Consider the following 25,352-nt stretch of genomic DNA (forward strand, 5'->3'; position numbering starts at 1 on the left):
TTATAAGTATCTGTTATAACAACAGTCTAAAAATTATACAACAAGTATGCTCAAGGAGGACTTATATTGAATACGCAAGGAATAATGGAGAAACCGCCGTATGCGATGATCGCCATTCTATTTGTCGGCGCATTTGTTTCTCTTTTAAATGAAACATTGTTGAATGTTGCCCTTCCATCCATTATGAAGGATTTTGACGTCTCGGCATCTGCCGTACAGTGGCTATCCACCGGCTATATGCTCGTGAACGGCATTTTGATTCCAGCCAGTGCGTTTTTTATTCAAAAATTCACGAACCGGAACTTGTTTATTACCGCGATGATTTTATTTACTGCAGGCTCTGTTCTTGCGACACTATCACCGACATTCAGTGTCCTATTGGCAGCACGAATGATTCAGGCTTCCGGCTCTGCGATTATGATGCCGCTTTTGATGAACGTCATGCTGGCAAGTTTTCCAATTGAACGCCGCGGAGCAGCGATGGGCATTTTCGGGCTTGTTATGATTACAGCACCCGCGATTGGACCGACACTTTCCGGCTGGCTCATTGAACATTATTCATGGCGTACATTGTTTGATGTCGTGATTCCAATTGCCACGATTACGCTTATTTTTGCTTTCTTTAAACTAAAAAATATTACGCCGCAGCGAAATATTAAACTTGATGTTTTTTCGCTTATTTTATCCAGTATCGGATTCGGCGGAATTTTATATGGATTCAGTTCTGCCGGCGAAAAAGGCTGGGATTCCACTCATGTATATGGAACGATTGCCGCTGGTGTCATCAGCCTTGTATTATTCGTACTGCGCCAGATGAAATTGGAGGAACCGCTGCTTCAATTTCGGATTTACAAATATCCGATGTTTGCCCTATCCTCGGCGATTTCTGTTGTACTAGCGATGGCGATGTTTTCCGCGATGCTGTTAATGCCCATCTATGTACAGACGATCCGTGGCATTTCTCCGCTTGATTCCGGGCTTTTAATGCTTCCTGGTGCAATTGTGATGGGGATTATGTCACCAGTAACGGGTATTTTATTTGATAAATTCGGGGCGCGTATTTTAGCGGTCATCGGCTTATCACTGACCATTTTAACGACGTTTATGTTTAGTAATTTAACGATGGATACTTCATATGGCTACATTATGGGTATTTACACACTACGTATGCTCGGTATGTCGATGGTCATGATGCCAGTGATGACGAATGGGCTGAATCAGCTGCCGCCAACGATGAATCCGCATGGCACAGCAATGAATAATACGCTTCAGCAAGTGTCTGGAGCAGTTGGTTCTGCTTTTCTTGTCACGCTTATGCAAAACCGGACCGAATCAGAAATAGAACGGCTCACCCAATCATCAGCAGGTGATCCGGCTGCAATGGCCAACATTGCGAACGAAGCGATGCTGAACGGAATCAATTTTTCATTCACCGTTTCTGTTTTCATCGCGATCGTTGCACTTTTTCTCGCATTCTTTATGAAACGAGTGAAGCCGTCAGAACAGGCGGGCAGACAGCAGCAATCTGCTGGATAAGTTTATTCACGAAAAAACGCCCTTGCCGCACTGGCAAAGGGCGTTTTTCTCATTATACTGTTTTTGACAAGCTGTTGATGATGCCCGTATGCATTCCTTCATGGAACGTGACAAACTGAAGAACAGCTTCAACTGTGGTCATTTCAAGCGGGCCAATTTTGATCGATTGAGCTGCATGATCACCTAGTTTTGCTGCAAAATGGCGCTCAATGCGGCCCATTTGTTCTTGTAGAGCGCTTGTAATCTCTTCTGCTGATGGTACATTTCCAGGCCAATCAGACGGACGCGTTCCCGTTGCAAACAGAACAGCCCATTCTGAATTTTCCATGTTATATGCAGAATCAGCCATATGTAATAATCCTTCTGCTGATACAAAAATATGCCCGGCGTTCCAGCGAATGTTGTTCGAAAACGAACCGGGCATCTCATCCCATTTGCCTTCCGGCGCCTTGGCTAACGTACCAAGCGCAGCGTTTCTTGCAAAAATAAATTGTTTAATGGACTCCACCAAATCTCCTCCTAATACTTCAAATCGTTTTTATCTTATCACAAACCATACCCCCGGCACTTGTCCTAAAGCTTCGTTTTGTCGATTCCGAGCAGCCCGATCGCCAATAAAATAATAACGAACTTTATTTTCACCCTTTAAGTAAGCAATTACAAAAAATAACGCCAGGAATGTGCCAAGGTCAAAATCATATATGATTCGTCTTTTTCCTCTTTCTCGGAAATTTCCGTATAAACGGAAAACACTCTGACGTTTTAAGAAAACAAAATAAAGGGAAAATGTAAAATTGTAAATGATTGATTATACAACGAGAGGAATGGATGTACCGTGACAAAGCAAATTTATGACCTATGCGGTGTTGGAATCGGGCCCTTTAATTTAGGGATGGCAGCGCTCGCAGACGGAACCGGGCTCACATCGATTTTTTTAGAGAAAAACGATTCGTTTAACTGGCATCCCGGCATGCTTATTAACGGCACTGATCTGCAGGTGCCTTTTTTAGCCGATCTTGTCACGTTTGCGGATCCGACCAGTCCATACACCTTTTTAAATTATTTGCATAAACAAAATCGGCTCTATTCATTTTTCTTTTTTCAACGCCTTGATATACCACGGCGCGAATACAATGAGTATGCAAAATGGGTGGCGGATCAGCTTCCTTCCTGCCGATTCGATGCTGAGGTGACAAACGTTCGAAGCCACGACGGCCTGTACGAAATAACAGTGAATGAAAACGAAACAATTTATGCCCGCCACGTTGTACTTGGCACAGGGTCGGTGCCAATGATGCCGCCTGGCTTTCATCCATCAGAGGATGTCATTCATTCTAACTTCTTTTTGCAGCACAAAGCTCATCTGCAAAAAGGAAAAGCGATCACCGTAATCGGTTCTGGCCAAAGTGCGGCAGAAATTTTTTATGAACTGTTGACTGAAAAAGATAAGCACGGATATAAACTGGCCTGGCTGACCCGCTCTTCAGGCTTCTTACAGCTGGAATCAGCCAAGCTTGGCCAGGAAGTGTTTTCGCCGGATTACGTGAATTACTTTAAAAACCTTTCATACGAAAAACGCAAACAGTCCCTTGATGAGCTCGAACATTTAAGAAATGGTGTAGACGCCGCTACATTGAAAGCTATTTATGACGAGATGTATCACAGATCTATATACGGCAAAGACGAGGCTGTGTTGATTCAGCCTTTGACGGAAGTGAACGGATTCGAAAACGGCCGGCTGCATTGCCGACAGTGGCAGGAAGCAGTTACATTCGAATTTCCTGCTGACCGTGTTGTTCTGGCCACCGGCTATAAGCCTCATCTGCCTGAATGGTTCCACCAAATGAAAGAATATATTGAGTGGGAAGATGAACACTTTTTTCGGATAGATGATGAATATCGGGTTATATTTAAGGACAGCAGGCCAAATCATTTGTTTACGTTGACCAATTTAGAGATGGCGTCTGGGACTGGTGCGACAAACCTCGGGCTCTCTGTCCGGCGCAACCAGGTGATTTTAAATGCAATCGCTGGAAAAAAATTGTTCCAACTTGATCTGGATACCGTTTTCCAAAACTTTTCTGCACCTTTTATAAAAGAAGCTATTTTCCATAAAAAAAGCAGAGGATAATATCGTCTCCCCCGCTTTTTTTACCGTTTTCGATGTTATTCATTCCATGATTTTACATAATTTTCCGACCGCCTATTTCCTAAATATTGACTTCATTTTTTCTTCTTCAATTTGTGTGGAATTTAATCTTTTACACTTTTCTTCTTTATTTCAGCTTTTGATAGATTTCAATTGTTCTTTTGAAAAAGTGACGTCTTATACTGCTTCTTATACGGCACCATTGAATTCTTCTTTATAGATTGCTCTACCTTACATGCTGATTCGGCCTACAACAAAAAGCCGTTATAGGATCCAGACAGGCTCCTATAACGGCTTGCAGTCGTATTATTTTCCAATAAACATTTGTGTCCAGTGGCCATCGACATAGCCGACACCAATGTGTGTAAAGTTAGCACTTAAAATATTTTTCCGGTGTCCGTCGCTGTTCATCCATGCTTTCATAACCTCTTCAGGTGTCTGCTGGCCTTTAGCAATGTTTTCGCCGGCTGCTTTGTACGTGATGCCAAATTGCTTCATCATGTCAAATGGAGATCCGTATGTTGGAGATTGGTGAGAAAAGTAGCCTTTATCTTTCATGTCCTGAGATTTCGCGCGGGCCACTTCACTAAGCTTTGTATCCAATTCCAATGCTTTTAATCCCGCTTTCGCACGTTCTTCATTGACAAGTTTAGCAACTTCTTGTTCAAAAGCATTTACTGATTCAGCATTAGCTGCTGTTTGGGCTGGTTTTTCCTGTTGCGGTGCTGCCTCAGCTGGCGCAGACGCTTTAGGCGCTTCTTGCTGCTGTGGCGCTGCTTTAGCTGGTGCAGGAGCTTCCTGCTGTTGTGGTGCTTCTGCCGGCTGCTGAGCAACTGGTTGTTTCACCTGATACGTGTATTTATATGTTTTATGCTGAACTGTGTTTGCGACGTTGCAAGTCGGCGCTGCTGCTTCCGCTTGCCCTGCTGTGAATAGTCCAACGGAAATCAAGCCGGCCATTGCGGCAATGCGTACATTTATTTTCAAAGTAATAACCTCCTGCGTTTTAATAAGATCTGCCCGGGCTGCGTGATTACTATAGCCCGAAACAAACCTTATTCGCAATAGATTTTACGATGGAAAATGCTAGACTCATTTCATAATGGTAGTTTCCTCAATTGTCCATTCACTTGAGGCCAGGCATATCAAGTCATACAAGTTTTTTAGTAAAAGTGCTATTTCTTAAACCGAAACAAAAGCGTAATATAGAAACATAACTGTCATAGGGAAGTATTTTCATTAATATGGAAAAAGTAATAACGAATGCCAGATGTGTAGGCTGACGATGTTGTATAGCTCCAATGGCGATTCCGGCTGTTCGATGTATGGGCGTTGACGAGCGGGACACCTTTACGATTGCTCACAACAATGGCTGCATGATCCATTCGGCCTTCTCCTCCAAAATCATAAATAATGACATCTCCCGGCAGCAAAGTTTCAGGTGACGATTTTCTTGTTGCTTTCAATCCACTTTTTGATCCTTCTAAATACCACCTGAGTGAATGTGCGACACTCCAGCTGAAGCTCCACGTGCCGTCCCCAAGCCACCAGCCTTTTTCTCTATCTGGATAGCCTCTCATCGGAGCACCACCAGCAAACAAACATTGTGATACAAAATTTGTGCAGTCCACTGCGAACGATGGAAAAGCTGGATTATGGCTGTTCCACCAGTTGTGCGCATAACGGACGGCTGCCTCGCGATTATACATGGTCATCCCCCTCCCTAAAGCATCATATGCGAAAAAACATAGAAAAACCGGCCTGATTAAATCAGCCCGGTTTTGTTCACTTATAGGGTAACTCACAACGTTTTGCAGATGAAAACTCAATTCATCTTACATTAAACCGCCGCGGTATAATTAATTCCACATTATCGTTTTTGATGTACCTAAACGACCTAAGCCCTGCCTTCTCTTAAGTCCTTGCAGCTCCGAAGCTGCTCCAGTGTGAATAAGTCTAGTCAACACTAGCAGAATGCCAGAATTTTATTTAAACGTTCCAAGTTACGATCTCAATGAATTTTTAATTATATCACCTATTCAATCATAAGTCAATAATTTATATTATTATTTCCATCCAAGACGTTTTGAGATATCTTTTCCTGCTTGAATCATGCGTTTTTGCAGTGGAACGAGACGCTCATCGGTCATGCGCAGTGTTGGTCCGGAAATGGACACAGCTGCAGCCACCGCCCCATTATGATCAAAAACAGGCGCAGCGATGCAGCGAATGCCCGGCTCGTTTTCTTCAAGATCCAGGGCATAACCCTCTTTCTTCACATGCGCAAGCTCCTTTAAAAACGATTCCTTCGTTGTAATCGTATGCTCCGTATGAACCGGCAGCCCTTTTCGGTCCAAAATGCCAACCACTTCTGCTGCGGGCAGATGAGCCAAAATGGCTTTGCCGACAGATGTGCAATGAACCGGCGCGCGCTTTCCGACTTTTGAATGCATTCTAAGCGCCTCATGTCCATCAAGCTTCTCAATATAGACCACTTCCCCGCTATCATACACAACAAGATGGACGACTTCATTTGTTTCGGTTTCAAGCTGCCGCAGGACGTCTTGTGCCTCCGCCCGGACGTCAAGTGAGTCAAGCAGCTTGGAGCTGACGTCCAAAAATGCATAGCCGATCCGGTAGCGGCCGGTTTCTTCCTTTTTCTCAATATAACCATATTGCTCAAGTGTGGCGAGTGTTCTAAATACTGAGCTTTTATTAATATCCATCTGATTCGCAATTTCTGTTACGCCAAGACCTGTTCGGGAAGCACTGACAAGCGCAATGATATCGAGTGCCCTCGCTACGGACTTTACCACGTTTTCTCTCTCCAACCGGTTCTCCTTCTTTCGAACAAGAAAAGCCGGCCGTAGCCAGCTCTTTCTTAAGATTTGATGCTGTATTTTTCTTTTGCTTCCAGCCGTTTTTTATGCAAAATAGGCTCTGTGTAGCCATTTGGCTGTTCATACCCTTTAAAAACAAGGTCACATGCGGCGCTAAACGCAACTGAATCCTCATAGTTCGGCGCCATCGCCCGGTAGCCGGGGTCTCCCGCGTTTTGCTTATCAACTACTTTCGCCATCCGCTTCATCGTTTCCATTACTTGTTCTTCTGTACAAATACCGTGATGCAGCCAATTGGCTACATGCTGGCTTGAAATACGAAGTGTCGCCCGGTCTTCCATCAGCCCGATATTATGAATATCCGGTACTTTTGAACAGCCGACACCCTGCTCTACCCAGCGGACAACGTATCCTAAAATACCCTGCGCGTTATTATCAAGCTCCTGCTGAATGTCATCTGCGCTCCAATTCGTCTCTGAGACGATTGGAATTTGTAAAATATCGTCGCGTAAGCTTGACGCATTTTGGTTTAATTCATTTTGCACATCAAACACATTCATCTCATGATAATGAAGTGCATGTAAGACAGCCGCTGTCGGCGATGGTACCCATGCTGTATTTGCGCCGGCTTTTAAGTGGCCAATTTTTTGTTCCATCATATCCGCCATCAAATCCGGCATCGCCCACATTCCTTTTCCGATTTGCGCGCGGTGCCGGAATCCTGCGGCAAGACCGTTTGCAACGTTCGATTTTTCATAAGCTGTCAGCCACGCGGATGTTTTCATGTCACCTTTTCTCATCATTGGGCCAGCTTCCATTGAAGTATGCATTTCATCACCTGTTCGGTCTAAGAAACCTGTATTAATGAAAACAATTCGATTTTTAACCGCAGCGATGCAGTTTTTTAAATTTAGCGAAGTACGGCGCTCTTCATCCATCACACCGATTTTCAGCGTATAGCGCGGCATTTCGAGCAAATCCTCGATGCGGTCAAATAATTCATTAGCATACGCCACTTCCTCAGAACCATGCATCTTCGGCTTTACGATATAAATCGACCCTTTTCTTGAGTTGGATAACGCAGGAGTGCCAAGTGCAGCTTGTTTCGCAATTGCACTGGTGATGACGCCGTCTAAAATGCCTTCAAAAATTTCATCGCCATTTTCATCTAAAATCGCATTATTTGTCATCAAGTGACCTACGTTACGGACAAACATCATAGAGCGCCCGTGCAATGTAAACGTTCCGCCATCTGGTGCGGTATATGTACGGTCCGGATTAAGCGTCCGACTCATACTTTTGCCGCCTTTTTTGAATGTTGCGGATAAATTCCCCTGCATCAAACCGAGCCAATTTTGATAAACAAGCACTTTGTCCTCTGCATCGACCGCTGTAACTGAATCTTCACAGTCCATAATGGTCGTCACGGCCGCTTCCATCAAAATATCTTTCACACCAGCCGGGTCAGACGCACCAATTGGGTGATTCGGATCCACTTGTATTTCAAAATGAAGACCATTATTTTGAAGCAAAATGCCCGTTTCCGCCATTCCTTTTAACTGCTCCGGATGTTTAAGTGTCGTCTGTCCGTCTTTCATCGAAACGAGCAGCTGGCCATCTTCCACATGATATTCTGTTGCATCCCGGTGCGATCCATCCAAAAGCGGCGCGGCCTGATCTAAGAAACGGCGCCCAAAAGTGATGACTTTTTCACCACGAACCGGATTATAACCAGCTGACTTCTCTGCTCCATCTGCTTCTGAAATGGCATCGGTACCGTATAACGCGTCATACAGGCTTCCCCACCTTGCATTTGCCGCATTGATCGCATAGCGGGCGTTATTGACCGGAACAACGAGCTGAGGCCCTGCCTGCAGTGCAATCTCTTCATCGACATGTTCCGTCGCAATTTTAAAATCAGCCACTTCTGGTTCTAAATAACCGATCTCCTCTAAAAATGTTTTGTATGCGTTAAAATCAAATGAATTACTTTTATGCCAGTCATTTATTTTCGACTGGAGCTCATCCCGCCGTTCAAGCAGCGCCCGATTTTTCGGTGATAAATCTGATACAAGGCTGCTAAATCCTTTCCAAAATGCTTCCTGCTCCACCCCTGCCGCAGAAAGCACACGACTGTTCATAAAATCATATAACGTTGAATTCACTTGTAATGAACCCACCTTTACATAATTACCCATTAAAACATCCCCTTTGTTTCTTATTACGCAACAGCGTTTCAAAAATGATCTAAAAAAAGAGTAACATGGCTTTCAGAAAATTTCAACTGCTTTCTGAAAGCCCTTTTTTATTTTTTCCACATTTTCATCACAATCGGATACAGTTTGATCAGCGCCAAAAAGACAATTGCCCATACAATTATTTGAAAAATAAAATCGTTCATGTTCACACTCTCCTTTTAGATAAGTATAACAAAAGATCTCAGACTGTTGGCAAACGCCCTCTTTCAGCCTCACTTGCCCATTTGGCAGACGAGCTGCAACGGGCTGTCAGCTAACTTAAACGAAAATAATCAAGTTAAATGTATCAGAATAGGCCAAAGTGTGAGATAATAGACAAGATTGACCAATAACCCCGGGGGTGACGTAATGTCTTATTACAGCAAAAACCGTACGGAGCCATTGCCAAACGTAGATATCGATACGTGGGAATGCACGTCGGATGGCTGCAAAGGCTGGATGAGAAAAAACTTTTCTGAAGATGATTCACCGTCGTGCCCATTTTGCGGAAGTGAGATGGAGAACGGAACCCGGCACACGAACTCGCTGCAAAACAATACGTTTCGTAAACCGGCAGACGCCGAACAAAAAAAAGCGTGATTCCGCCTCGGAATCCGCTTTTCTTTTTAAATGAGCGCTTCAATGAAAAACCAGCCGATCATGATTAATTGAATGACGATTTTGGCAAACGTTCCGCTTAAAAATGCAATAAGTGTCGCATACGCCACAAGAAACGCCTGCTTGATGTTTTTCAATATAATCAATTCGACGACCAGAACCGCAATAAATGGAACAATAATAATGCCGAACGGCGGAATAATAAACGAGCCGGCAATAATCGCAATGACCGCCGTCCACTCGCCCCATTTTGATCCGCCGTATTTTTTAACAAAATAGCTGTTGGCAAAGAAATCGGCTAAAAACATGAGAATGGTTAAAAGAAGCATCCCTATCCAAAAAACAATGGATAATTCTTCGCGGCTAATGCCAGCATAATAAAGTCCAAATCCCGCCCATAAAACAAGCACAGACGGTACAATTGGGAAAACAAAGCCGATGAAGCTTGCAATAAACAATAAAATAATAACGGTCCAAATGAAAATAGACATACACAACCCCCTCTTCTCTGTTATGATAGCATTGTACCATTATGCAAAAGAATAGGAAGTGATTCACATTGATCAATATTGAGCTGCCCCAGGCTGACTACATTTTGACAAGAAAACGAAACCCGGAAGATACAAGCGAAGCGGCGATTGCCCGGGAATATGGATTTACCGATTACCATAAAATACCACGAGATAAAGCAGGCGTGTTTATGTTTTACGATGCACAGGACCGCCTTTTGTTCGTCGGAAAAGCACGCAAACTACGCATGCGGATTCGCAAGCATTTCGAAGACAATGTATCCGACATTAAAAACCATCGCGATGATGTGCATAAGATTGTTGTGCTTGTTGTCGACAGCCCAATGGAACGAGATATTTACGAAACGTACATCATTAATACACTGGAAGCAAAATACAATACAGAAAAAGCGTTTTTCCGTTCATAATGATGCGGCCGGCTGTCCAAAGCCGGTCTTTTTTATGTAACTGGAAGCCGGATCTCTACCGTTGTCCCGTCCTCTATTTCACTTGAAATGCCCAATTCGCCCCCATGGCTTTCGATAATTTTCATACACGTCATGAGACCTAAGCCGGTTCCCTTTTCTTTCGTTGTGTAAAAAGGTTCTCCGATCTTCGGCATATGCTCGGCTGGAATGCCGATTCCTTCGTCTATAACCTGAATCGTAATAAATCCACTTTTCCGCTTCATTTCCACACTGATTATCCCACCGTCAGGCATAGCTTCAATCGCATTTTTCAACACATTAATAAAAACCTGCTTTAACTGGTTTTCTTCACAATAAAGAGGCGGCAAGTCTGATTCAATCTCCAAATTGATTTGTACGTTGTCCATCGATGCCTGTGATTGAATTAAAGCAACCACATCTTCAAGCATTGGTGTAACCGCCTGCTTTTTAAATACAACATCCACCGGTTTTGAAACACCCAAAAGTTCACTGACAATAAGGTTGATCCGGTCCAGCTCGGTCATCATAATATCAAAATAATCGTCACGGTGTTCACCTTGCATGCGTGTCAGTTGAAGGAACCCTTTAATTGATGTGAGCGGATTTCGAATTTCATGGGCGATGCCTGCCGCCAGCTGGCCTACCAGCGCCAGCTTTTCTGATTTCTCCACAAGCTGGGCAGTTTGTTCTTTATGCGATGTTAAATCTTTTACAATGGATAAAAGAGTCTTTTTTCCTTGAAAAGGCATAAATAATGAAGAGACGCTGCACGGTATAACGCGTCCATCTAAACATGTTAATTCTTTTTCTGTATTCATGACCGGTGTTTTTTCTCTGCATACTTGCTTAATATGCTGGAATGACAGCTTTTGATAATCTGATTTGATAAATGTATAAATGGATTTTCCGATTAATTCGGTTTTTCCGGAAGCAGCCAACAATTCTTCTCCTGCTTTGTTGACGTACAAAATTGATTCATTTTCATGAATAAAAACGGCTTCTGGCAGCAACTCCACCAATTGCCGGTAGCTTTCCGCATTTTCTTCCCGCCGTCTTCCCTCCAGCTTGGCTCGATCATACTGCCAGCCTAAAAAATAAGCAAGACTGGTTATTACGAGAAAATCAATCAGTTCTTTTTCAATACGTTCATTAAAAATAAAAAGATGAATGGCTGTTAAGATAACGGAGGCCGCCACCGTCAATATTCGTCCTATATAAATCATAGTCAGCCCCTTTTAAAAGGTATTCGATTAAAGAAAGATTTTACGTGATAATTAGTCAAAAACCTACCATTTTCGTTCGTTAAATCTCGACACTTCTGCAATGTTTTTAGACGTTTTGTCGAATGCGTTTTAATTCCTGCTTTTTTTTCGTATACTAGATGCTGTTCCTTTCTAAAAAGAGAAACGAAAGTGATTATGGAGGTTTCATAATGAATGCTTTAAGGAATAATGACGAATTAATAAGAAAAATTAAAAAAGTTCGCCATGCAATGATAGCTGCGGGCACAACAAAAGGATTAAACCATACTGAAACGATCCAATACAGCCAGGAATTGGACCAGCTTATGAACCAGTTTCAATCTTCCATCAAGTTTTAACACTCAATTATAAAAGAGAGGCCTCGTGTAAATACACTGAGGCCTCTCTTTTTAAATTTTAAATTTGCTGACCAGCTCCTGCAGATTCATAGCCATATTGGAAAGCATCATCGAAGCAGACGTAATTTCTTCCATTGATGCAAGCTGCTCTTCAGTTGCAGCTGCCACGTTTTGAGCATGCATAGAAGCGTTTCTCGATATAGCTGTATGCTGATTAACCGTTTGAGAAACAGCTTGTGCATTTTCTGTGATAGCGTTGGCTGTTACCGCAATTTCACTTATTCTTTCTCCCATTTGCCCCATTGAAGCAAAAATTTCTGCAAAGCTTTTCTCCGTTTGCTGGACGATTCCAAGACCTTCTTTTACTTCCGCTTTTACTTTGTCAAATGATTCGTTTGAGCGCTCCATGTTTGTTTGAATTTCTTTAATTAAATCAGAGATTTGCGTAGATGATCGCTGCGATTGTTCAGCAAGTTTGCGTACTTCATTGGCAACAACCGCAAACCCTTTTCCGTGTTCTCCCGCTCGTGCCGCTTCGATAGCGGCGTTCAATGCCAATAGATTTGTTTGATCGGCGATAGCGGTAATCACTTTTGAAATATCACCAATTTCTTGTGAGCGTTTGTCTAACAGCTTAATCACTTCGCCACTCTCATAAACCGATTGGTCGATTTCCTGAATTTGCAATGCTGTTTTTTCAACAAATTCGCCGCCGCGTTTTGCTTGTTCAGCTGTTTTAGAGCCTGCTTCTGCTGCTTCATTAGAACTTTTTGAGATTTTTTTGATTGCTTCTGTCACAGTCTGCAGGGATCTTTCGCTTTTTTCCATACTGACCGTTGTTTCTTCCGCTCCACTTGCTACTTGCTGAATAGACATGGTGATTTCTTCTGTTGCCCGGCTCGTTTGCTCGGCACTTGCCGTCAATTGTTCGGAAGATGCGGCAACTTGACCAGACGTTTCAAGCACATCAATCATCATTGTATGTAAGTTCTCTCTCATTTTGTTATAGCTGTTAGTAAGGTCGCTTAATTCATCTCCAGACGAATCATACAGTTCAGTTGTAAAATCTCCATTTCCCGACTTAGCAAGAGCCGACGAAATGATGTGCAATCTTTTCGTTAACCTTTTTGTAAACCAGAAGATAATAAAAGACGCTAGTATAATTACGATTGCTAATACAATAAAAAATTTGTTCAGAAAATCATTAATTGTCTGGTCGATAATTTCTTCTGAAGCTCCTGTATAAAAAATTCCGATTGTTTTTCCATCATTATCTTTTAGAGGCATATACGCGGTCTGATAATGATTACCCGCCACTTCAGCTTCCCCGTAAAAATTCTCACCTGTTTTCAGAACGGCATTGGCCACTTCCGGTGAAACCGTTGTTCCTACAGCACGTTCTCCGTCCACCATTACATTGGTCGAAATCCGAGTATCGCCCTGAAAAATCGTTACTGTATCTCCTGTTTCTTTTCCAATTATATCGACTATTTCTGTGTTGTCATTCATTTTTGTATTGCCTTTAAACAGCGAGTCGCTTTCAATTCTCCACTCACCCGGAAACTTGTTTTCTATGTAAAGATAAGCAAGATTGAGATCGCCTTTCGCTTTTTCCACTGCCACATTTTTAATTCCATCCCTTACCTGTTGAATGGCGACAGCACTCAATGCAGTAGACAATAATAATATAATCCCCAGCACCATTGCATTCACTTTAAATCCTAATTTCATTTTTCTTCTCATGCCCATCCCCCCGTTTGAAAATTCTCAAGTTGTTTCCCCTGAACATTAAAGGTTAACGTTACTTGAATTTTATCGACTTATCTTCCTAAATCTTAAATATATAAGTTGAACAAAAGAATTTACACTTTTACAGTGTTTCAAAAAAATCTTGAGTTTCAAACACGCAAATAGGTAAAAACAGACAAAAAAAATCAGTCCCGAATGGGAACTGATTTTTTTGCCGCCTTTGCCGTATTATAAAGAATAAGAAAGTTTTAAACCACCACTCCTCAAAGTGGGTGTTTGCAAAAACGTTCATGTCTGTCCTCCTTGCCGCATGGGCAGAGGCCTGTCAATCCCGTCTTAATGTTAAACTCCCTGTTACAGCTTAAAGGTTAAAACTTAATTAAAAAAACACGTACAACGCAGCTGTATTCGTATATTACTCCTTTTTTTCCTGGATGGCAAGTCATTTTATTTTGCCTCACGAAATATTCCTGCTACACTAAGCACACCAAAACAAAACCATCACACAGAAAGAAGTGTACTTATACAATGTCGATTCTTTATTCAGTCCTTGACCTTGCGCCAATTACAGCTGACGGTACTTCGGCGGGTTCTTTTCGAAATTCCGCTGATCTTGCCCGTCACGCAGAAAAATGGGGCTATAACCGCTATTGGCTGGCAGAACATCATAATATGCCGGGCATTGCAAGCTCGGCAACATCTGTTGTTATTGGGCACATCGCTTCAGCAACGAAAACAATCCGCGTTGGTTCCGGAGGCATTATGCTTCCTAACCATGCACCGCTCGTCATCGCTGAACAATTTGGCACACTAGAGTCTCTTTTCCCTGGACGCATTGATCTCGGGCTTGGCCGTGCACCGGGAACAGATCAAATGACGATGCGTGCGCTGCGCCGTCAAAACATGAGCGACGGCCATGATTTTCCTGAACAGCTGGAAGAACTTCGCGGCTATTTTGAAGGAAGAAATCATATTCATGCTGTGCCGGGTGAAGGACTGAACATACCGATCTGGCTTCTTGGTTCAAGCGGCTTTAGCGCCCGGCTTGCCGGTGACCTCGGTTTGCCGTTTTCATTTGCGAGCCATTTCTCACCGGATAATACAATGCCGGCATTGGCGCTTTATCGCCGGCATTTCACACCATCTGATGTTCTTGAAAAACCACACGCAATGCTTGGGGTCAATGTTATTGCCGCTGATACGGACGCAGAAGCGGAGCGCCTTGCCACATCGATGCAGCAGCAGTTTTTAAACTTAATTCGAAACAACGCAGTACCTCTTCAGCCGCCTGTTGACAATATGGACAGCATTTGGAGTGAATTTGAAAAAGCGGCCCTTCAGCAGCAGCTTGGCGCTTCTATCATCGGTGGTCCGGAAACCGTAAAGAAAAAGCTTTCCTCTTTTATAGAAGAAACAAATGCAGATGAAATTATGGTCAACGCTCAAATTTTTGACCACGATGCCAGACTGCGGTCCTTTGAAATTGTTGCGGACATTTTAAAATAAAAAGTCATTTTATTATTGATTTACCCTCACGTAAAAACTCCCTTCATCACAAATGAAGGGAGTTCTGCTTTTAATAGGGATCAGCCTCGTGTCCTTTTTCTTTCGCATTTTCAGCAGCTTCATCGGACGCTGCAGATCCTGTATTGTGTTTTGATTCATTGCCCATTTCCTTGTTTGCTTTTTCAAGCCCTTCGGCTACACGGCGGCCATATTCTTCATCTGCTTTCGTGAAATGCTCAATCATCTGCTTTTGAATTTCCGGATGAGATACTTTAAGCGCATCTACTAGATTGCTGATTAATTCATCTCTTTCCCAATCTTCAAAGCTGCGGTACGTATCTCCCGCCTGTCCATATTCATTTTTGCGCTCAATTGCTTCTCTGACCAATTTCCCGTTGTAGGCAGGTTCATGCACTTTTCCAACCTGTTCGGATTCTTTCAGGCCGCCAAGAATGGATGGTTCGTAATTCACATGTGGATTTTGACCCGAATCCACATAATGAGCATTCTGGCCATCGCGCTGATTCGTTGCCACCCGTTTTTTCGGCTTGTTAATCGGCACCTGTAAATAGTTTGCCCCTACACGATAACGCTGCGTATCAGAGTAAGAAAACGTACGGCCCTGCAGCATCTTATCATCCGAGAAATCCAGTCCATCCACCAGGACACCTGTCCCAAACGCTGCCTGCTCTACTTCCGCGAAAAAGTTTTCCGGATTTTTATTCAGCACCATTTTCCCTACTGGAAGGAACGGAAATTGATCAGTTGGCCACAGTTTTGTGTCATCAAGCGGATCAAAATCAAGTTCCGGGTGCTCATCGTCACTCATCATTTGAATGCAAAGCTCCCATTCCGGGTAATCCCCTTTTTCGATCGCTTCATAAAGATCTTGCGTGGCATGACTCGTGTTCATCCCTTGAATTTCATTCGCTTCTTTTTGTGTTAAGTTTTTAATGCCCTGCTTTATCGGTTCCCAATGATATTTTACCAGGATAGCTTCTCCTTCCTGGTTCACCCATTTGTACGTGTTAACCCCCGAGCCTTGCATCTGCCGGTAGTTCGCCGGAATGCCCCATGGTGAAAACAGGAACGTAATCATGTGAATCGCTTCCGGTGATTGTGAAACAAAATCAAACATCCGCTCCGGATTTTGAATATTTGTGACAGGATCAGGCTTAAATGCATGAATCATATCAGGGAATTTTAATGGATCACGGATAAAGAATATTTTTAAATTGTTGCCAACAAGATCCCAGTTTCCATCTTCGGTGTAAAATTTCACGGCAAATCCGCGTGGATCACGTGCTGTTTCAGGAGATTCCTTCGCTCCTGCTACAGTTGAAAATCGAACAAAAACTGGTGTCTGCTTGCCTGCTCCATGAAATACTTTCGCCCGCGTATATTTTGAAACGTCTTCATCGCCTACTTTTCCATACGTCTCAAAATAACCATGTGCTCCGGCGCCGCGTGCATGCACAACCCGCTCCGGTATTCTTTCACGATCAAAATGTGAAATTTTTTCAATAAAATCGTAATTTTCTAATGTAGAAGGTCCGCGATTTCCGACTGTTCTGATATTTTGGTTGTCGGTGACTGGATGACCCTGGCGGTTGGTTAGCGTTCCTTCCGCTTCACCAGTACCCATTTTTTTCTTTTCATCATTTTCCACTTACATTCCTCCCTGTCTTTTTTATTCAAACCTCTACTACTTATATCCTTTTTTGCCAAAAATCAAACACAAAAAAGCGCTTAAAAAAATAAGCGCTTTGTACAAACATTTTTATTATTACTCAGCTAGATAAGAACAGCAGTAATCCACAACAGTATGTACTTTCAGCTGGAACGATTCATTTGCTGGCACATAAAACACGCCGCTTCCATCAATCGTTTCCCATTCGCCACCCGCAATTTTATATTCAAGCTTGCCTGCTGCAATATCCATCTCTTCTTTTAATTCCGTTGAAAATTCATACTCCCCTGGCATCATGATGCCGAGTGTTTTTTTCGTTCCATCTTGAAGTAAAACTGTTCGGCTCGTCACTTTTCCATCAAAATAAATATTTGCTTTTTTAATAATGGTTACATTTTTCAGTTGTGTCATGTTATTCATCCTTTCGACTTATCCCCCTAAATTTATCATAGAAATATGTCAAATTAAACAGAATTTTTTCACTATTAATGACTTATTTTTATTTTATGTCACAAAACCTGCATTTCTCGAACGTTTCCAGTTAATAATCACGTTCAAAAATAAACAATAAACTAGTTTGTTATGTTTTCTATCATATTAATGTCATATTTTATTTTTTTATTAAAGGGATTTGCCAGCCTTTGTCGTATTCTTTTAAGTAATACTTTTACACAAAGGAGGGTACTGGCATGTTTAAACCTTATGAAATCGGCCCCTATTTTGATGAAATGCTGGATCAAAACGGAAATCCCAAAAAACATTATCAATCTTTTTATGACGTTCTTCAGGATTTGTCTGAGGAAGAATTAAAAGAAAAGCAGGAAACAGCAAACTTAAGTTTTTTAAGACAGGGAATCACGTTTACGGTCTACGGAAATGATGGCGGAACTGAACGAACAATGCCATTTGATTTTATTCCAATCATTATTCCCGCTGAAAAATGGAAAGAGATCGAAAAAGGAATGATTCAGCGTGTAAAAGCTTTAAATTTATTTCTGGATGATATTTATCATGAACAAAACATTTTAAAAGATGGCATTATTCCACGGGATCTGGTTGAACAAAATCCTTACTTTTATTATCGGCAGGCCGGCGGCTTAGAGATTCCGCTCCAAAATCATATTTTTTTGGCTGGGATTGATTTAATAAAAGATGAGCATGGCGTTTACAGAGTACTTGAAGATAACTTGCGAAATCCCTCTGGCATGTCATACGTGTATCAAAACCGTTATGTGATGCGGCAAGTCTGTCCGGAATTCTTTTCTGAACACTCTCTCAATATGCTGGAGCAGCAAATGGGCCACCTGCATTCAGCTCTTATGGCTCACCTGCCTAAAAATGCAAGCATAACGTCAGACCCACGCGCCGTTTTATTAACGCCCGGTATGTATAATTCAGCTTATTACGACCATGTTTTTTTAGCCCAGCGTATGAATATCTCGCTGGTTGAGGGACGTGATTTATTAGTCAAAAACAATATTGTCTATATGAAAACGATCAGAGGGCTAAAAAGAGTTGATATTATTTACCGCCGCATTGATGATGATTTTCTTGATCCAAAAGCGTTCCGGAAAGATTCCCGCTTAGGGGTTCCAGGTTTGGTCGACGCTTACCGGGCAGGCAATGTTTCCATTGTAAACGGAATCGGCAACGGCGTAGCGGATGATAAAGCGATGTATGCTTATGTTCCCGACATGATTAAATATTATTTAAATGAAGAAGCCATCATTCCGAACGTGGAAACATTCATTTTGCGTGATCCTCATCAACGCGAATGGGTGCTTGAACATCTTGACGAGCTGGTAATCAAAAATGTCGGTGCTTCCGGAGGCTATGACATGCTGATCGGGCCTCATGCAACCGATGAGGAATTAATACTCTTCAGAGAAAAAATTCTTGAAAACCCGAATCAATATATTGCCCAGCCAACGATTAAATTGTCGCGGGCACCGGTTTATCAAAACGGACATTTTTATCCCTGTCATGTTGACCTGCGGGTATTTGTGATGAAGGGAGAAAATATAAATATTTTTCCAGGTGGTCTTTCTCGCGTCGCCCTTAAGGAAGGTTCGCTTGTCGTTAACTCCTCGCAAGGCGGAGGAGCAAAAGATACTTGGGTATTAAAGGAGGAAATGCAGCATGCTGAGCAGGGTAGCTGATTCATTGTATTGGATGTCTAGAAATTGTGAAAGAACGGAACATAACGCTCATATTCTCAGCATGCAGCTCATTACCATACTAGAAGCTTCTGAACAGGAAATTTCAGCAGGGAATGATTGGGAAACGGTACTCGACATTTGCACGTCAAAAAACAGCTATTACAGCTTTTATGAGGCCCTTACATTTGAAAAGGTTGTGGACTATTTAACTTTTTCAAAAGAAAATCCCAATTCAATGGCAAATACCGTTTCATTCGCCCGGGAAAATGCCAGGATCACCAGGAACAGCATTCCAAATGAATTGTGGGAAGTTTGGAACGAATTTTATTTATATTTGCAGAACGCTCAAAAAGCAAAAAATTGTTCCCTTAAGGAAATTCACGATTTTTTAAATAACATTAAAAAATCTTCTTTTACTGCAACGGGCGTTATCGATTCTTCGATGACGAGGGATCTTCCCTACCATTTTATGAAAATAGGCAAATGGCTTGAGAGAGCAGAAAAAACAGCGCTTATCCTTAATGTTTTTTTTCAAAAGTCCAAACATGCTAATCAAAGCGCAATGGATGATTTTTTTTGGCGATCCGCTCTGCAATTTGTCAATGGGTCCGAAACCTATTTCAAACACTTCCCTCCTGTTATCAATCCGAGAAGTGTCCTTCAGTTTCTTGTTTCTGACTTGTCCTTTCCGCGCTCGATTCGCTATTGTATGGAACATGTTTGGGAAGCTGTTAAAGGGTTGGAAAGCGGAAAAGTGTCCCATTACTCCTGGCAGATGTATGCTTTGTTAGATACGATGATGACAGAATTTAATGAAGAATATATAAGTAATCTCGCCGATGAGGAAGTCGAGGACTTTCTTATTCAATCACTAAACCGTTGCATAGAATTTGGCAAAGTCTTCTCCAAGACTTATTATTTAGTTGAGCGTGAGCATAGCGTATGAAAGGAAAAAACAACGTACTTGGAGAGGGAAGGTTTTATGAAATACGAAATTGTCCATACAAATACATTTCATTATGAAAATGATGTAGACCAAAGCATGAATCATATCCGATTAAAGCCGAGCATGGATGAATGCCAGCGTCTGCTTTCTTATCAGATTGATGTAATTCCTGCTTCTATGACAAAAGAATCCTTTGATCTTTGGGGAAATACTGTTGAAAGCTTTCTGATTCCGCAGAAGCACAATTCATTAGAGGTTAAAACTACCTCTATCGTCAGTATTCAGCGCGCTCCATTTATTCAGAGAATTGAGTACTCTTCCGAAATGAAATCGATTTTCCATTCTAAGCTTTTCTTTGAACATTATCTGCCCTTTTTAAGGGAAAATGTGTATACGTATCTCAGCCAAGAACAGATTGATGAAGTCCTGCAGGCTATCGGAGATATTGAAAATCCTGTCCAGTTTTCATTAGAATTGATGAGTTATTTGCATAGCGTATTTACGTATGATACCGAATCAACAAATGTGAACACAAACGCCCAGGAAGCATTCTCCTTAAAAAAAGGAGTTTGCCAGGATTATACCCATGTCATGCTTAGCGTACTCAGAAAAAAAGGCATTCCGGCGAGATACGTTAGCGGTTATTTGTATGTGGGGGAGAATTCCGGTTTTATCGGTGATTCTGCTTCTCATGCATGGGTAGAAGTGATGGTTCCCGGTATTGGCTGGATCGGCTTGGATCCGACAAATAATGTAGAGGCACTGGAAAACCATATTCGGATTGGCACAGGGCGGGACTATACAGATGTAAGCCCGCTTCAGGGAACTTATAGAGGGGGAGGTGGGCAGCATACGCTTGACGTAAAAGTCAGCGTGAAAAAACTTGACTATCTATAATAAATGATTCAGAAAGCGGCAGCTTTTCAAAATGAAAAGCTACCGCTTTCTGCTATGCATTTTTATAAACTATATAAATTGAACAAAGATTCTTACTTTAGAAAACAGTGACTGTTTAGGCTGGTGTGTTTCGTATAGGTGCAAAAGGATGATCACCGATTTGTTTTGGAGGAATCCACCCTGCTCAACAATCCCTTATGTGCGCAAGCATGAGTCGGTCTTGTGGAGGTTTTTGAACAGGGACCGATAGGTGGCCGGACTTCGCGTTCTACGGGCAGTGCGGCATTCCTTAGCTGTGCCTGCAGGATCTGCCGATTCACTATACGTCCCGCAGAAGTCTTCATCCGGCAGGCTTCACCAAGTGTTTTGAGAAAAGCGGTGAGTGTTCAAGCTGGCGCGCTTTGCTCTTTAAATGGATGATCGCTTCGTTTTAAATCGAAGCCTGCTAGCCCCCCTTTTTTCTTCTTTATCCTTACTTGTCAAAAAGCAGAGGCGGCGGATGTGCGGCGCAGACTCCAGTGGGACTAGCGGGCAAGTGTTGAGATCGGTGGAGCCGCAGAGCGGCGGAAACGAATTCAACACTTGCCCGCTATGGTGCGCGAAGCCGTGCGCCCACCGCCATTTCGGCTCCTATCAAAAGCAGCAAGCCAAAACGGCTCTCACACAAAAGCAACAGTAAAAAAGGGTGATGCAGGCTACTCTTTAGGGGAGTTGACCGGTCAACATCTGGCATAAGGAAAAATGATAAGGTCAACTTATATAATGTAAAAATAAAAAAGACTTCTTCCGAAGAAGCAGTCTTTTTTAAACAAATCTATTTATTCACTGTGTATGTCAAATGTAATGTCTTGATTTCGGTGGTCAATAAATGCAACACTGAAAATGCGGTTGTCTGGTGTCGTTGCATCCGGTGTTTCAAATTTATAGTAGGTTTTTTTGCGGTCTTTTCTGTCATTTAGATAACGGTCGGATATCATATTATACAATGCTGATGACTCTTCGCACTTAATATGAAAGTGAGTGCCTTCGCCGATTTTCAGCTCTTCTTCGAACAATTTAGGCTGTTTCCACTCACCATGTCCATTTCGGTATACACATTTTACTTTGTTTGTTTTCATTGTTCAGCACTCCTTCCCTTATTTGATTACTATATTCCCTGATTTTCTTTAAAAAAACCTCTTATTTGTTATAAAATCTCACACCATATTCATCAAACCAGAGGTGCAATTGTATAAAATAGGCGACAAGCTGTGGACCCGTCATCAGCTGGCCAAACCAGGGAACACGAAACGACGCTCCGCCCGTATTCGCCATTTCCTCGAGCTTTTCCCGGGAGAAAAATTCAAGCAACAGTGAATCACCGGATAGAATCTCCCGCAACATGCCCGACACAGCCGCTGTATAATCGGGATGATGTGTCTTCGGATAGGGACTTTTTTTCCGGTACAGCACATCCGCCGGCAGTACGCCGTCAAGCGCCTTTCGCAAAATCCCTTTTTCCCGGCCATCCGCCATCTTCATTTCCCATGGAATATTCCATACATATTCCACGAGCCGGTGATCCGCAAACGGCACACGCACTTCAAGCCCGGCTCCCATACTCATCCGGTCCTTGCGCTCAAGCAGCACCGCCATAAATGACACCATGTTTATATAAAACAGCTCTCTGCGCTTTTGTTCCAGTGCGGTTTCTCCGTCCAGCTGCGGTGTTTCACTTCGGAGCCAGCCGCTTTTTTCCCGGACATATTCCTCTAAAGACAGTTCTTTTCGCCATTTATCGTTCAGCAGTAATGTCTTTTCCTCGATCGATGTTAGCCACGGAAAACCATTTTCTTTTAGTTCCCGGTGAAACCACGGATAGCCGCCAAACACTTCATCCGCACATTCTCCCGATAAGCCCACTGTGAAATCCTGTTTAATTTCATCGCAAAACCATAGCAATGATGAATCTACATCCGCCATTCCCGGCAAGTCCCGCGCGATCATCGCTTCTTTTAATTTCGCCGCAAGCGTATCGTGATCGATCACTTTTGTATGATGAACCGATCCGATATGATGCTGCATTTTTTCAATCCACGGCCTGTCTTCTCCAGGCTGAAACAGATTTTTCTTAAAAAAACGGCTGTTATCTTCGTATTCAATGGAATACGTATGAAGCGGTTTGTCAAAGAAGTTCGCCGCAAATGCACTGATCGCGCTTGAGTCAACACCGCCCGACAAAAAAGTGCAAACCGGCACATCCGCCGTCAGCTGCCGCTCAACTGCATCCCGAAGTAAATAACGCACGCGTTCCGCTGTTTCATTCAATGAGTGGCGGTGCGGCTCACTTTTCACATTCCAATAACGCCACACGTTCAGTCCGCTCCGCTTTACTGTTAGTGCATGCGCCGGTCGTAATTCGAATATATTTTTGAATACACCGTTTCCCGGCGTGCGCCCCGGTCCAAGTGCAAACAATTCCATTAGTCCCGATCGTTCGATTTCCGCCTCAACATCCGGATGTGCAAGAAGAGCTTTTAATTCTGAACCAAATAAAAAAGCACCGTTTTTTTCCGTATAAAAAAGAGGTTTCACACCAAGCCTGTCACGTGCCATAAACAATTCCTGGCGCTGCTCATCCCACACGCCAAATGCGAAAATCCCGTTCAGCTGCTCCAAACAGTTTTCACGCCATTCGATAAACGCGGTTAACAGCACTTCAGTATCGGAGTGCCCTTGAAATGCATGGCCACGTTTTATCAGTTCTTTCCGTACCTCTTCTGTATTATAAAGCTCGCCGTTGTACACCATCGTAAATGAGCCGCGTGTCATTGGCTGAATACCGCCCGCCGGATCGACAACGACAAGCCGGGTATGACCGAATGCCGCATGACGTGACGTCCACACATTAAAGTCGTCCGGACCCCGCTTTTTCAGCGTCGCCGCCATTTTGCTGACCGTTTCTTTTTCATCCACCAGCTCCCGCTGAAAATGAACCAGGCCCGTTATGCCGCACATGTTCATCACCCTTTCCTGTATTACTTTATTCACCGCTTGGACAAAACATTCCACAAAAAAAACGCCAGGCAGTTACTCAGCGGCGTTTTTTGTTCGGTTCTTCAGTTTTCGGTGCAGCCCATTTAAAGTTCCCATCATCTGCTCATATTCGGTTACGCTAATGTTGCAAAACTGTATTTCTTCGGCGACACGCTTCGTAATGGCAGACTGTTCTCTGCGTGCTTTTTCTTGGAGATAAATAAACACTTTCCGCTCATCGTCTTTCGAGCGCTCTTTTCGCACCCAGCCATTTTCCTGCATACGCGAAATCATTGGCGTCAGTGTTCCCGTGCCAAGATGAAGCCTCGCACCAAGTTCTTTCATCGTTACTTCATCTTTCTCCCACAACGACAACAGCACCAAATACTGTGGGTATGTCAATCCAAAAGGCTGAAGCACACTTGTATACAGCTTATTAAATTCACCAGCCGTTTCGTACACGGCAAAGCAAAGCTGTTTATTCAGCGATAAAAAATCATTCATGACAATACGTTTTTTAAGTCCTCTTCTATTTTTTCAGGATCTGTCTGGGGTGCATACCGTTCTACAACCTGACCATTTTTATCAATTAAAAACTTCGTGAAATTCCACTTGATTTTTTTTGACAGCAGCCCTTTTTTCTCCGTCGTTAAATGTTTAAAAAGCGGGTCCGCATGATCTCCATTTACATCAATTTTCGCAAATATGGGAAACGTGACACCATAATTCACTTGGCAAAATTCTGTCGTTTTGTCGATATCATCGAATTCCTGGTTATTGAACTGATCGCATGGAAAACCAAGAACCATTAATCCATCATCCTTATATTTTTCATACAGAGACTGAAGACCACCAAACTGTGGCGTAAATCCACATTTGCTCGCCGTGTTCACAATAACGAAGGCCTTTCCTTCATACTGTTTCAGCGAAAGCATTTCGCCATTTGGTTTTTTTACAGTAAAATCATAAACAGTGGTCATAAACATTCCCCTTTACTTAACGGATAATTCAACATCAATATTGCCTTTTATGGCTTTTGAATATGGGCAGAAATTATGCGCTTTATGCACGTATTCTTCCGCAGTCTCACGATCAACCCCTGCAATTGACACTTCAAGCTTCACCCCAAGTTGAAATCCATTATCTGTCTTATCCGGGAAAAGTGACACAGTCGCTGTTACCTCACTGCTGTCAAACTTCACATTGCCTTTTTCTAATAATAATTCAAGTGCACTATTAAAGCATGCACTGTAGCCGGCCGCAAAAAGCTGTTCAGGATTTGTAGCCGTTGTAGCGCTGCCGCCGAGTGCCGCCGGTTTGGCGACATCAATATTGAAAATATTATCCGGTGAATGCACTTCTCCCTCACGTCCGCCTGTGTTAATGATCGTTGCTTCATAAAGTGGCTTCATTTAATAAGCTCCTTTTCTATTAATTAAATCTTCTACGATT

The 25,352-nt window shown here is 42.7% G+C and carries 23 protein-coding genes, 1 other RNA gene and 1 pseudogene; 9 read left to right on the forward strand and 16 right to left on the reverse strand.

The window, feature by feature from the left end:
* Nucleotides 1–84 precede the first annotated feature (84 nt).
* Nucleotides 85–1,536, forward strand: coding sequence for a DHA2 family efflux MFS transporter permease subunit (locus tag BA724_RS15675; RefSeq protein WP_069939807.1), 1,452 nt, complete (start codon nt 85–87; stop codon nt 1,534–1,536).
* Between the two features lie 52 nt (nt 1,537–1,588).
* Here BA724_RS15675 and BA724_RS15680 read toward each other — a convergent pair whose 3' ends face one another.
* Complete coding sequence (locus BA724_RS15680) at nt 1,589–2,044, reverse strand: DinB family protein (protein ID WP_069939607.1); 456 nt, start codon at nt 2,042–2,044, stop codon at nt 1,589–1,591.
* A 327-nt stretch (nt 2,045–2,371) separates the two neighbouring features.
* On the opposite strand from BA724_RS15680, the gene BA724_RS15685 reads away from it, so the two are divergent.
* Nucleotides 2,372–3,667 (forward strand): lysine N(6)-hydroxylase/L-ornithine N(5)-oxygenase family protein, encoded by a 1,296-nt coding sequence (locus BA724_RS15685; protein WP_069939608.1) that lies wholly within the window; start codon nt 2,372–2,374, stop codon nt 3,665–3,667.
* A gap of 324 nt (nt 3,668–3,991) precedes the next feature.
* Here BA724_RS15685 and BA724_RS15690 read toward each other — a convergent pair whose 3' ends face one another.
* The 4 genes and pseudogenes from BA724_RS15690 to BA724_RS15705 all read right to left on the reverse strand — a co-directional run bounded on the left by BA724_RS15690 (nt 3,992) and on the right by BA724_RS15705 (nt 8,723).
* Entirely contained in the window at nt 3,992–4,672 is a 681-nt protein-coding gene (locus tag BA724_RS15690; protein WP_069939609.1) for a CAP domain-containing protein, read from the reverse strand.
* A gap of 233 nt (nt 4,673–4,905) precedes the next feature.
* Nucleotides 4,906–5,391, reverse strand: a pseudogene (locus tag BA724_RS15695) (amidase domain-containing protein); the annotation flags it as partial.
* A 360-nt stretch (nt 5,392–5,751) separates the two neighbouring features.
* Complete coding sequence (locus BA724_RS15700; protein ID WP_069939611.1) at nt 5,752–6,516, reverse strand: IclR family transcriptional regulator; 765 nt, start codon at nt 6,514–6,516, stop codon at nt 5,752–5,754.
* A gap of 50 nt (nt 6,517–6,566) precedes the next feature.
* Nucleotides 6,567–8,723 (reverse strand): malate synthase G, encoded by a 2,157-nt coding sequence (locus tag BA724_RS15705; RefSeq protein WP_069939612.1) that lies wholly within the window; start codon nt 8,721–8,723, stop codon nt 6,567–6,569.
* A 408-nt stretch (nt 8,724–9,131) separates the two neighbouring features.
* Between BA724_RS15705 and BA724_RS15710 the strand changes: the two genes are divergently transcribed.
* Nucleotides 9,132–9,362 carry a cold-shock protein gene (locus tag BA724_RS15710; protein ID WP_069939613.1) on the forward strand — a complete coding sequence of 77 codons (231 nt, stop codon included), beginning with the start codon at nt 9,132–9,134 and terminating at the stop codon, nt 9,360–9,362.
* Nucleotides 9,363–9,388: 26 nt separating this feature from the next.
* Here the strand turns inward: BA724_RS15710 and BA724_RS15715 are convergent, their stop codons facing one another.
* Nucleotides 9,389–9,871, reverse strand: coding sequence for a DUF456 domain-containing protein (locus tag BA724_RS15715; RefSeq protein WP_069939614.1), 483 nt, complete (start codon nt 9,869–9,871; stop codon nt 9,389–9,391).
* 68 nt (nt 9,872–9,939) lie between these two features.
* Here BA724_RS15715 and BA724_RS15720 point away from each other — a divergent pair, with 68 nt between their 5' ends.
* Nucleotides 9,940–10,317 (forward strand): nucleotide excision repair endonuclease, encoded by a 378-nt coding sequence (locus BA724_RS15720; protein WP_069939615.1) that lies wholly within the window; start codon nt 9,940–9,942, stop codon nt 10,315–10,317.
* 32 nt (nt 10,318–10,349) lie between these two features.
* On the opposite strand, the gene BA724_RS15725 is transcribed toward BA724_RS15720, so the two are convergent.
* Complete coding sequence (locus tag BA724_RS15725; RefSeq protein ID WP_069939616.1) at nt 10,350–11,561, reverse strand: ATP-binding protein; 1,212 nt, start codon at nt 11,559–11,561, stop codon at nt 10,350–10,352.
* Between the two features lie 209 nt (nt 11,562–11,770).
* Between BA724_RS15725 and BA724_RS18115 the strand changes: the two genes are divergently transcribed.
* On the forward strand, nt 11,771–11,938 hold the full coding sequence (locus BA724_RS18115; RefSeq protein ID WP_083256261.1) for an aspartyl-phosphate phosphatase Spo0E family protein: 168 nt from the start codon (nt 11,771–11,773) through the stop codon (nt 11,936–11,938).
* Between the two features lie 51 nt (nt 11,939–11,989).
* Here BA724_RS18115 and BA724_RS15730 read toward each other — a convergent pair whose 3' ends face one another.
* Together BA724_RS15730 and ssrS are read right to left on the reverse strand one after the other, a co-directional pair.
* Nucleotides 11,990–13,681, reverse strand: a complete 1,692-nt coding sequence (locus BA724_RS15730) for a methyl-accepting chemotaxis protein (protein WP_069939617.1) — start codon at nt 13,679–13,681, stop codon at nt 11,990–11,992.
* 213 nt (nt 13,682–13,894) lie between these two features.
* Nucleotides 13,895–14,095: non-coding RNA, 6S RNA (gene ssrS / locus BA724_RS15735), on the reverse strand.
* Between the two features lie 120 nt (nt 14,096–14,215).
* Between ssrS and BA724_RS15740 the strand changes: the two genes are divergently transcribed.
* Nucleotides 14,216–15,193 carry an LLM class flavin-dependent oxidoreductase gene (locus BA724_RS15740; RefSeq protein ID WP_069939618.1) on the forward strand — a complete coding sequence of 326 codons (978 nt, stop codon included), beginning with the start codon at nt 14,216–14,218 and terminating at the stop codon, nt 15,191–15,193.
* 70 nt (nt 15,194–15,263) lie between these two features.
* Here BA724_RS15740 and BA724_RS15745 read toward each other — a convergent pair whose 3' ends face one another.
* Complete coding sequence (locus BA724_RS15745) at nt 15,264–16,838, reverse strand: catalase (RefSeq protein ID WP_069939808.1); 1,575 nt, start codon at nt 16,836–16,838, stop codon at nt 15,264–15,266.
* 141 nt (nt 16,839–16,979) lie between these two features.
* Nucleotides 16,980–17,294 carry a pyrimidine/purine nucleoside phosphorylase gene (gene ppnP / locus BA724_RS15750; protein WP_069939809.1) on the reverse strand — a complete coding sequence of 105 codons (315 nt, stop codon included), beginning with the start codon at nt 17,292–17,294 and terminating at the stop codon, nt 16,980–16,982.
* Nucleotides 17,295–17,572: 278 nt separating this feature from the next.
* On the opposite strand from ppnP, the gene BA724_RS15755 reads away from it, so the two are divergent.
* The 3 genes from BA724_RS15755 to BA724_RS15765 are packed head-to-tail and all read left to right on the forward strand — an operon-like array spanning nt 17,573 to nt 20,885.
* Complete coding sequence (locus tag BA724_RS15755) at nt 17,573–19,042, forward strand: circularly permuted type 2 ATP-grasp protein (RefSeq protein WP_069939619.1); 1,470 nt, start codon at nt 17,573–17,575, stop codon at nt 19,040–19,042.
* 13 nt (nt 19,043–19,055) lie between these two features.
* A complete protein-coding gene (locus tag BA724_RS15760; RefSeq protein WP_245676245.1) occupies nt 19,056–19,988 on the forward strand; it encodes an alpha-E domain-containing protein in 933 nt (310 codons plus the stop codon).
* 36 nt (nt 19,989–20,024) lie between these two features.
* On the forward strand, nt 20,025–20,885 hold the full coding sequence (locus BA724_RS15765) for a transglutaminase family protein (RefSeq protein WP_069939621.1): 861 nt from the start codon (nt 20,025–20,027) through the stop codon (nt 20,883–20,885).
* An 818-nt stretch (nt 20,886–21,703) separates the two neighbouring features.
* Here the strand turns inward: BA724_RS15765 and BA724_RS15770 are convergent.
* The 5 genes from BA724_RS15770 to BA724_RS15790 all read right to left on the reverse strand — a co-directional run bounded on the left by BA724_RS15770 (nt 21,704) and on the right by BA724_RS15790 (nt 25,312).
* Nucleotides 21,704–22,003 (reverse strand): hypothetical protein, encoded by a 300-nt coding sequence (locus BA724_RS15770; RefSeq protein ID WP_069939622.1) that lies wholly within the window; start codon nt 22,001–22,003, stop codon nt 21,704–21,706.
* Between the two features lie 61 nt (nt 22,004–22,064).
* Complete coding sequence (asnB, locus tag BA724_RS15775; RefSeq protein ID WP_069939623.1) at nt 22,065–23,882, reverse strand: asparagine synthase (glutamine-hydrolyzing); 1,818 nt, start codon at nt 23,880–23,882, stop codon at nt 22,065–22,067.
* Nucleotides 23,883–23,954: 72 nt separating this feature from the next.
* Nucleotides 23,955–24,404: a MarR family winged helix-turn-helix transcriptional regulator gene (locus BA724_RS15780; protein ID WP_069939624.1), complete on the reverse strand. Its 450-nt coding sequence runs from the start codon at nt 24,402–24,404 to the stop codon at nt 23,955–23,957.
* Nucleotides 24,401–24,880, reverse strand: coding sequence for a glutathione peroxidase (locus tag BA724_RS15785; RefSeq protein WP_069939625.1), 480 nt, complete (start codon nt 24,878–24,880; stop codon nt 24,401–24,403). Before BA724_RS15785 ends, BA724_RS15780 begins: the two co-directional genes overlap by 4 nt.
* A gap of 12 nt (nt 24,881–24,892) precedes the next feature.
* The gene (locus tag BA724_RS15790) at nt 24,893–25,312 is read right to left on the reverse strand and encodes an organic hydroperoxide resistance protein (protein ID WP_069939626.1); all 420 of its coding nucleotides are present in this window, start codon (nt 25,310–25,312) and stop codon (nt 24,893–24,895) included.
* Between the last annotated feature and the right edge of the window lie 40 nt (nt 25,313–25,352).

Source organism: Domibacillus iocasae (assembly GCF_001750285.1).
In the GTDB taxonomy this organism is placed as follows: Bacteria; Bacillota; Bacilli; order Bacillales; family Domibacillaceae; genus Domibacillus; species Domibacillus iocasae.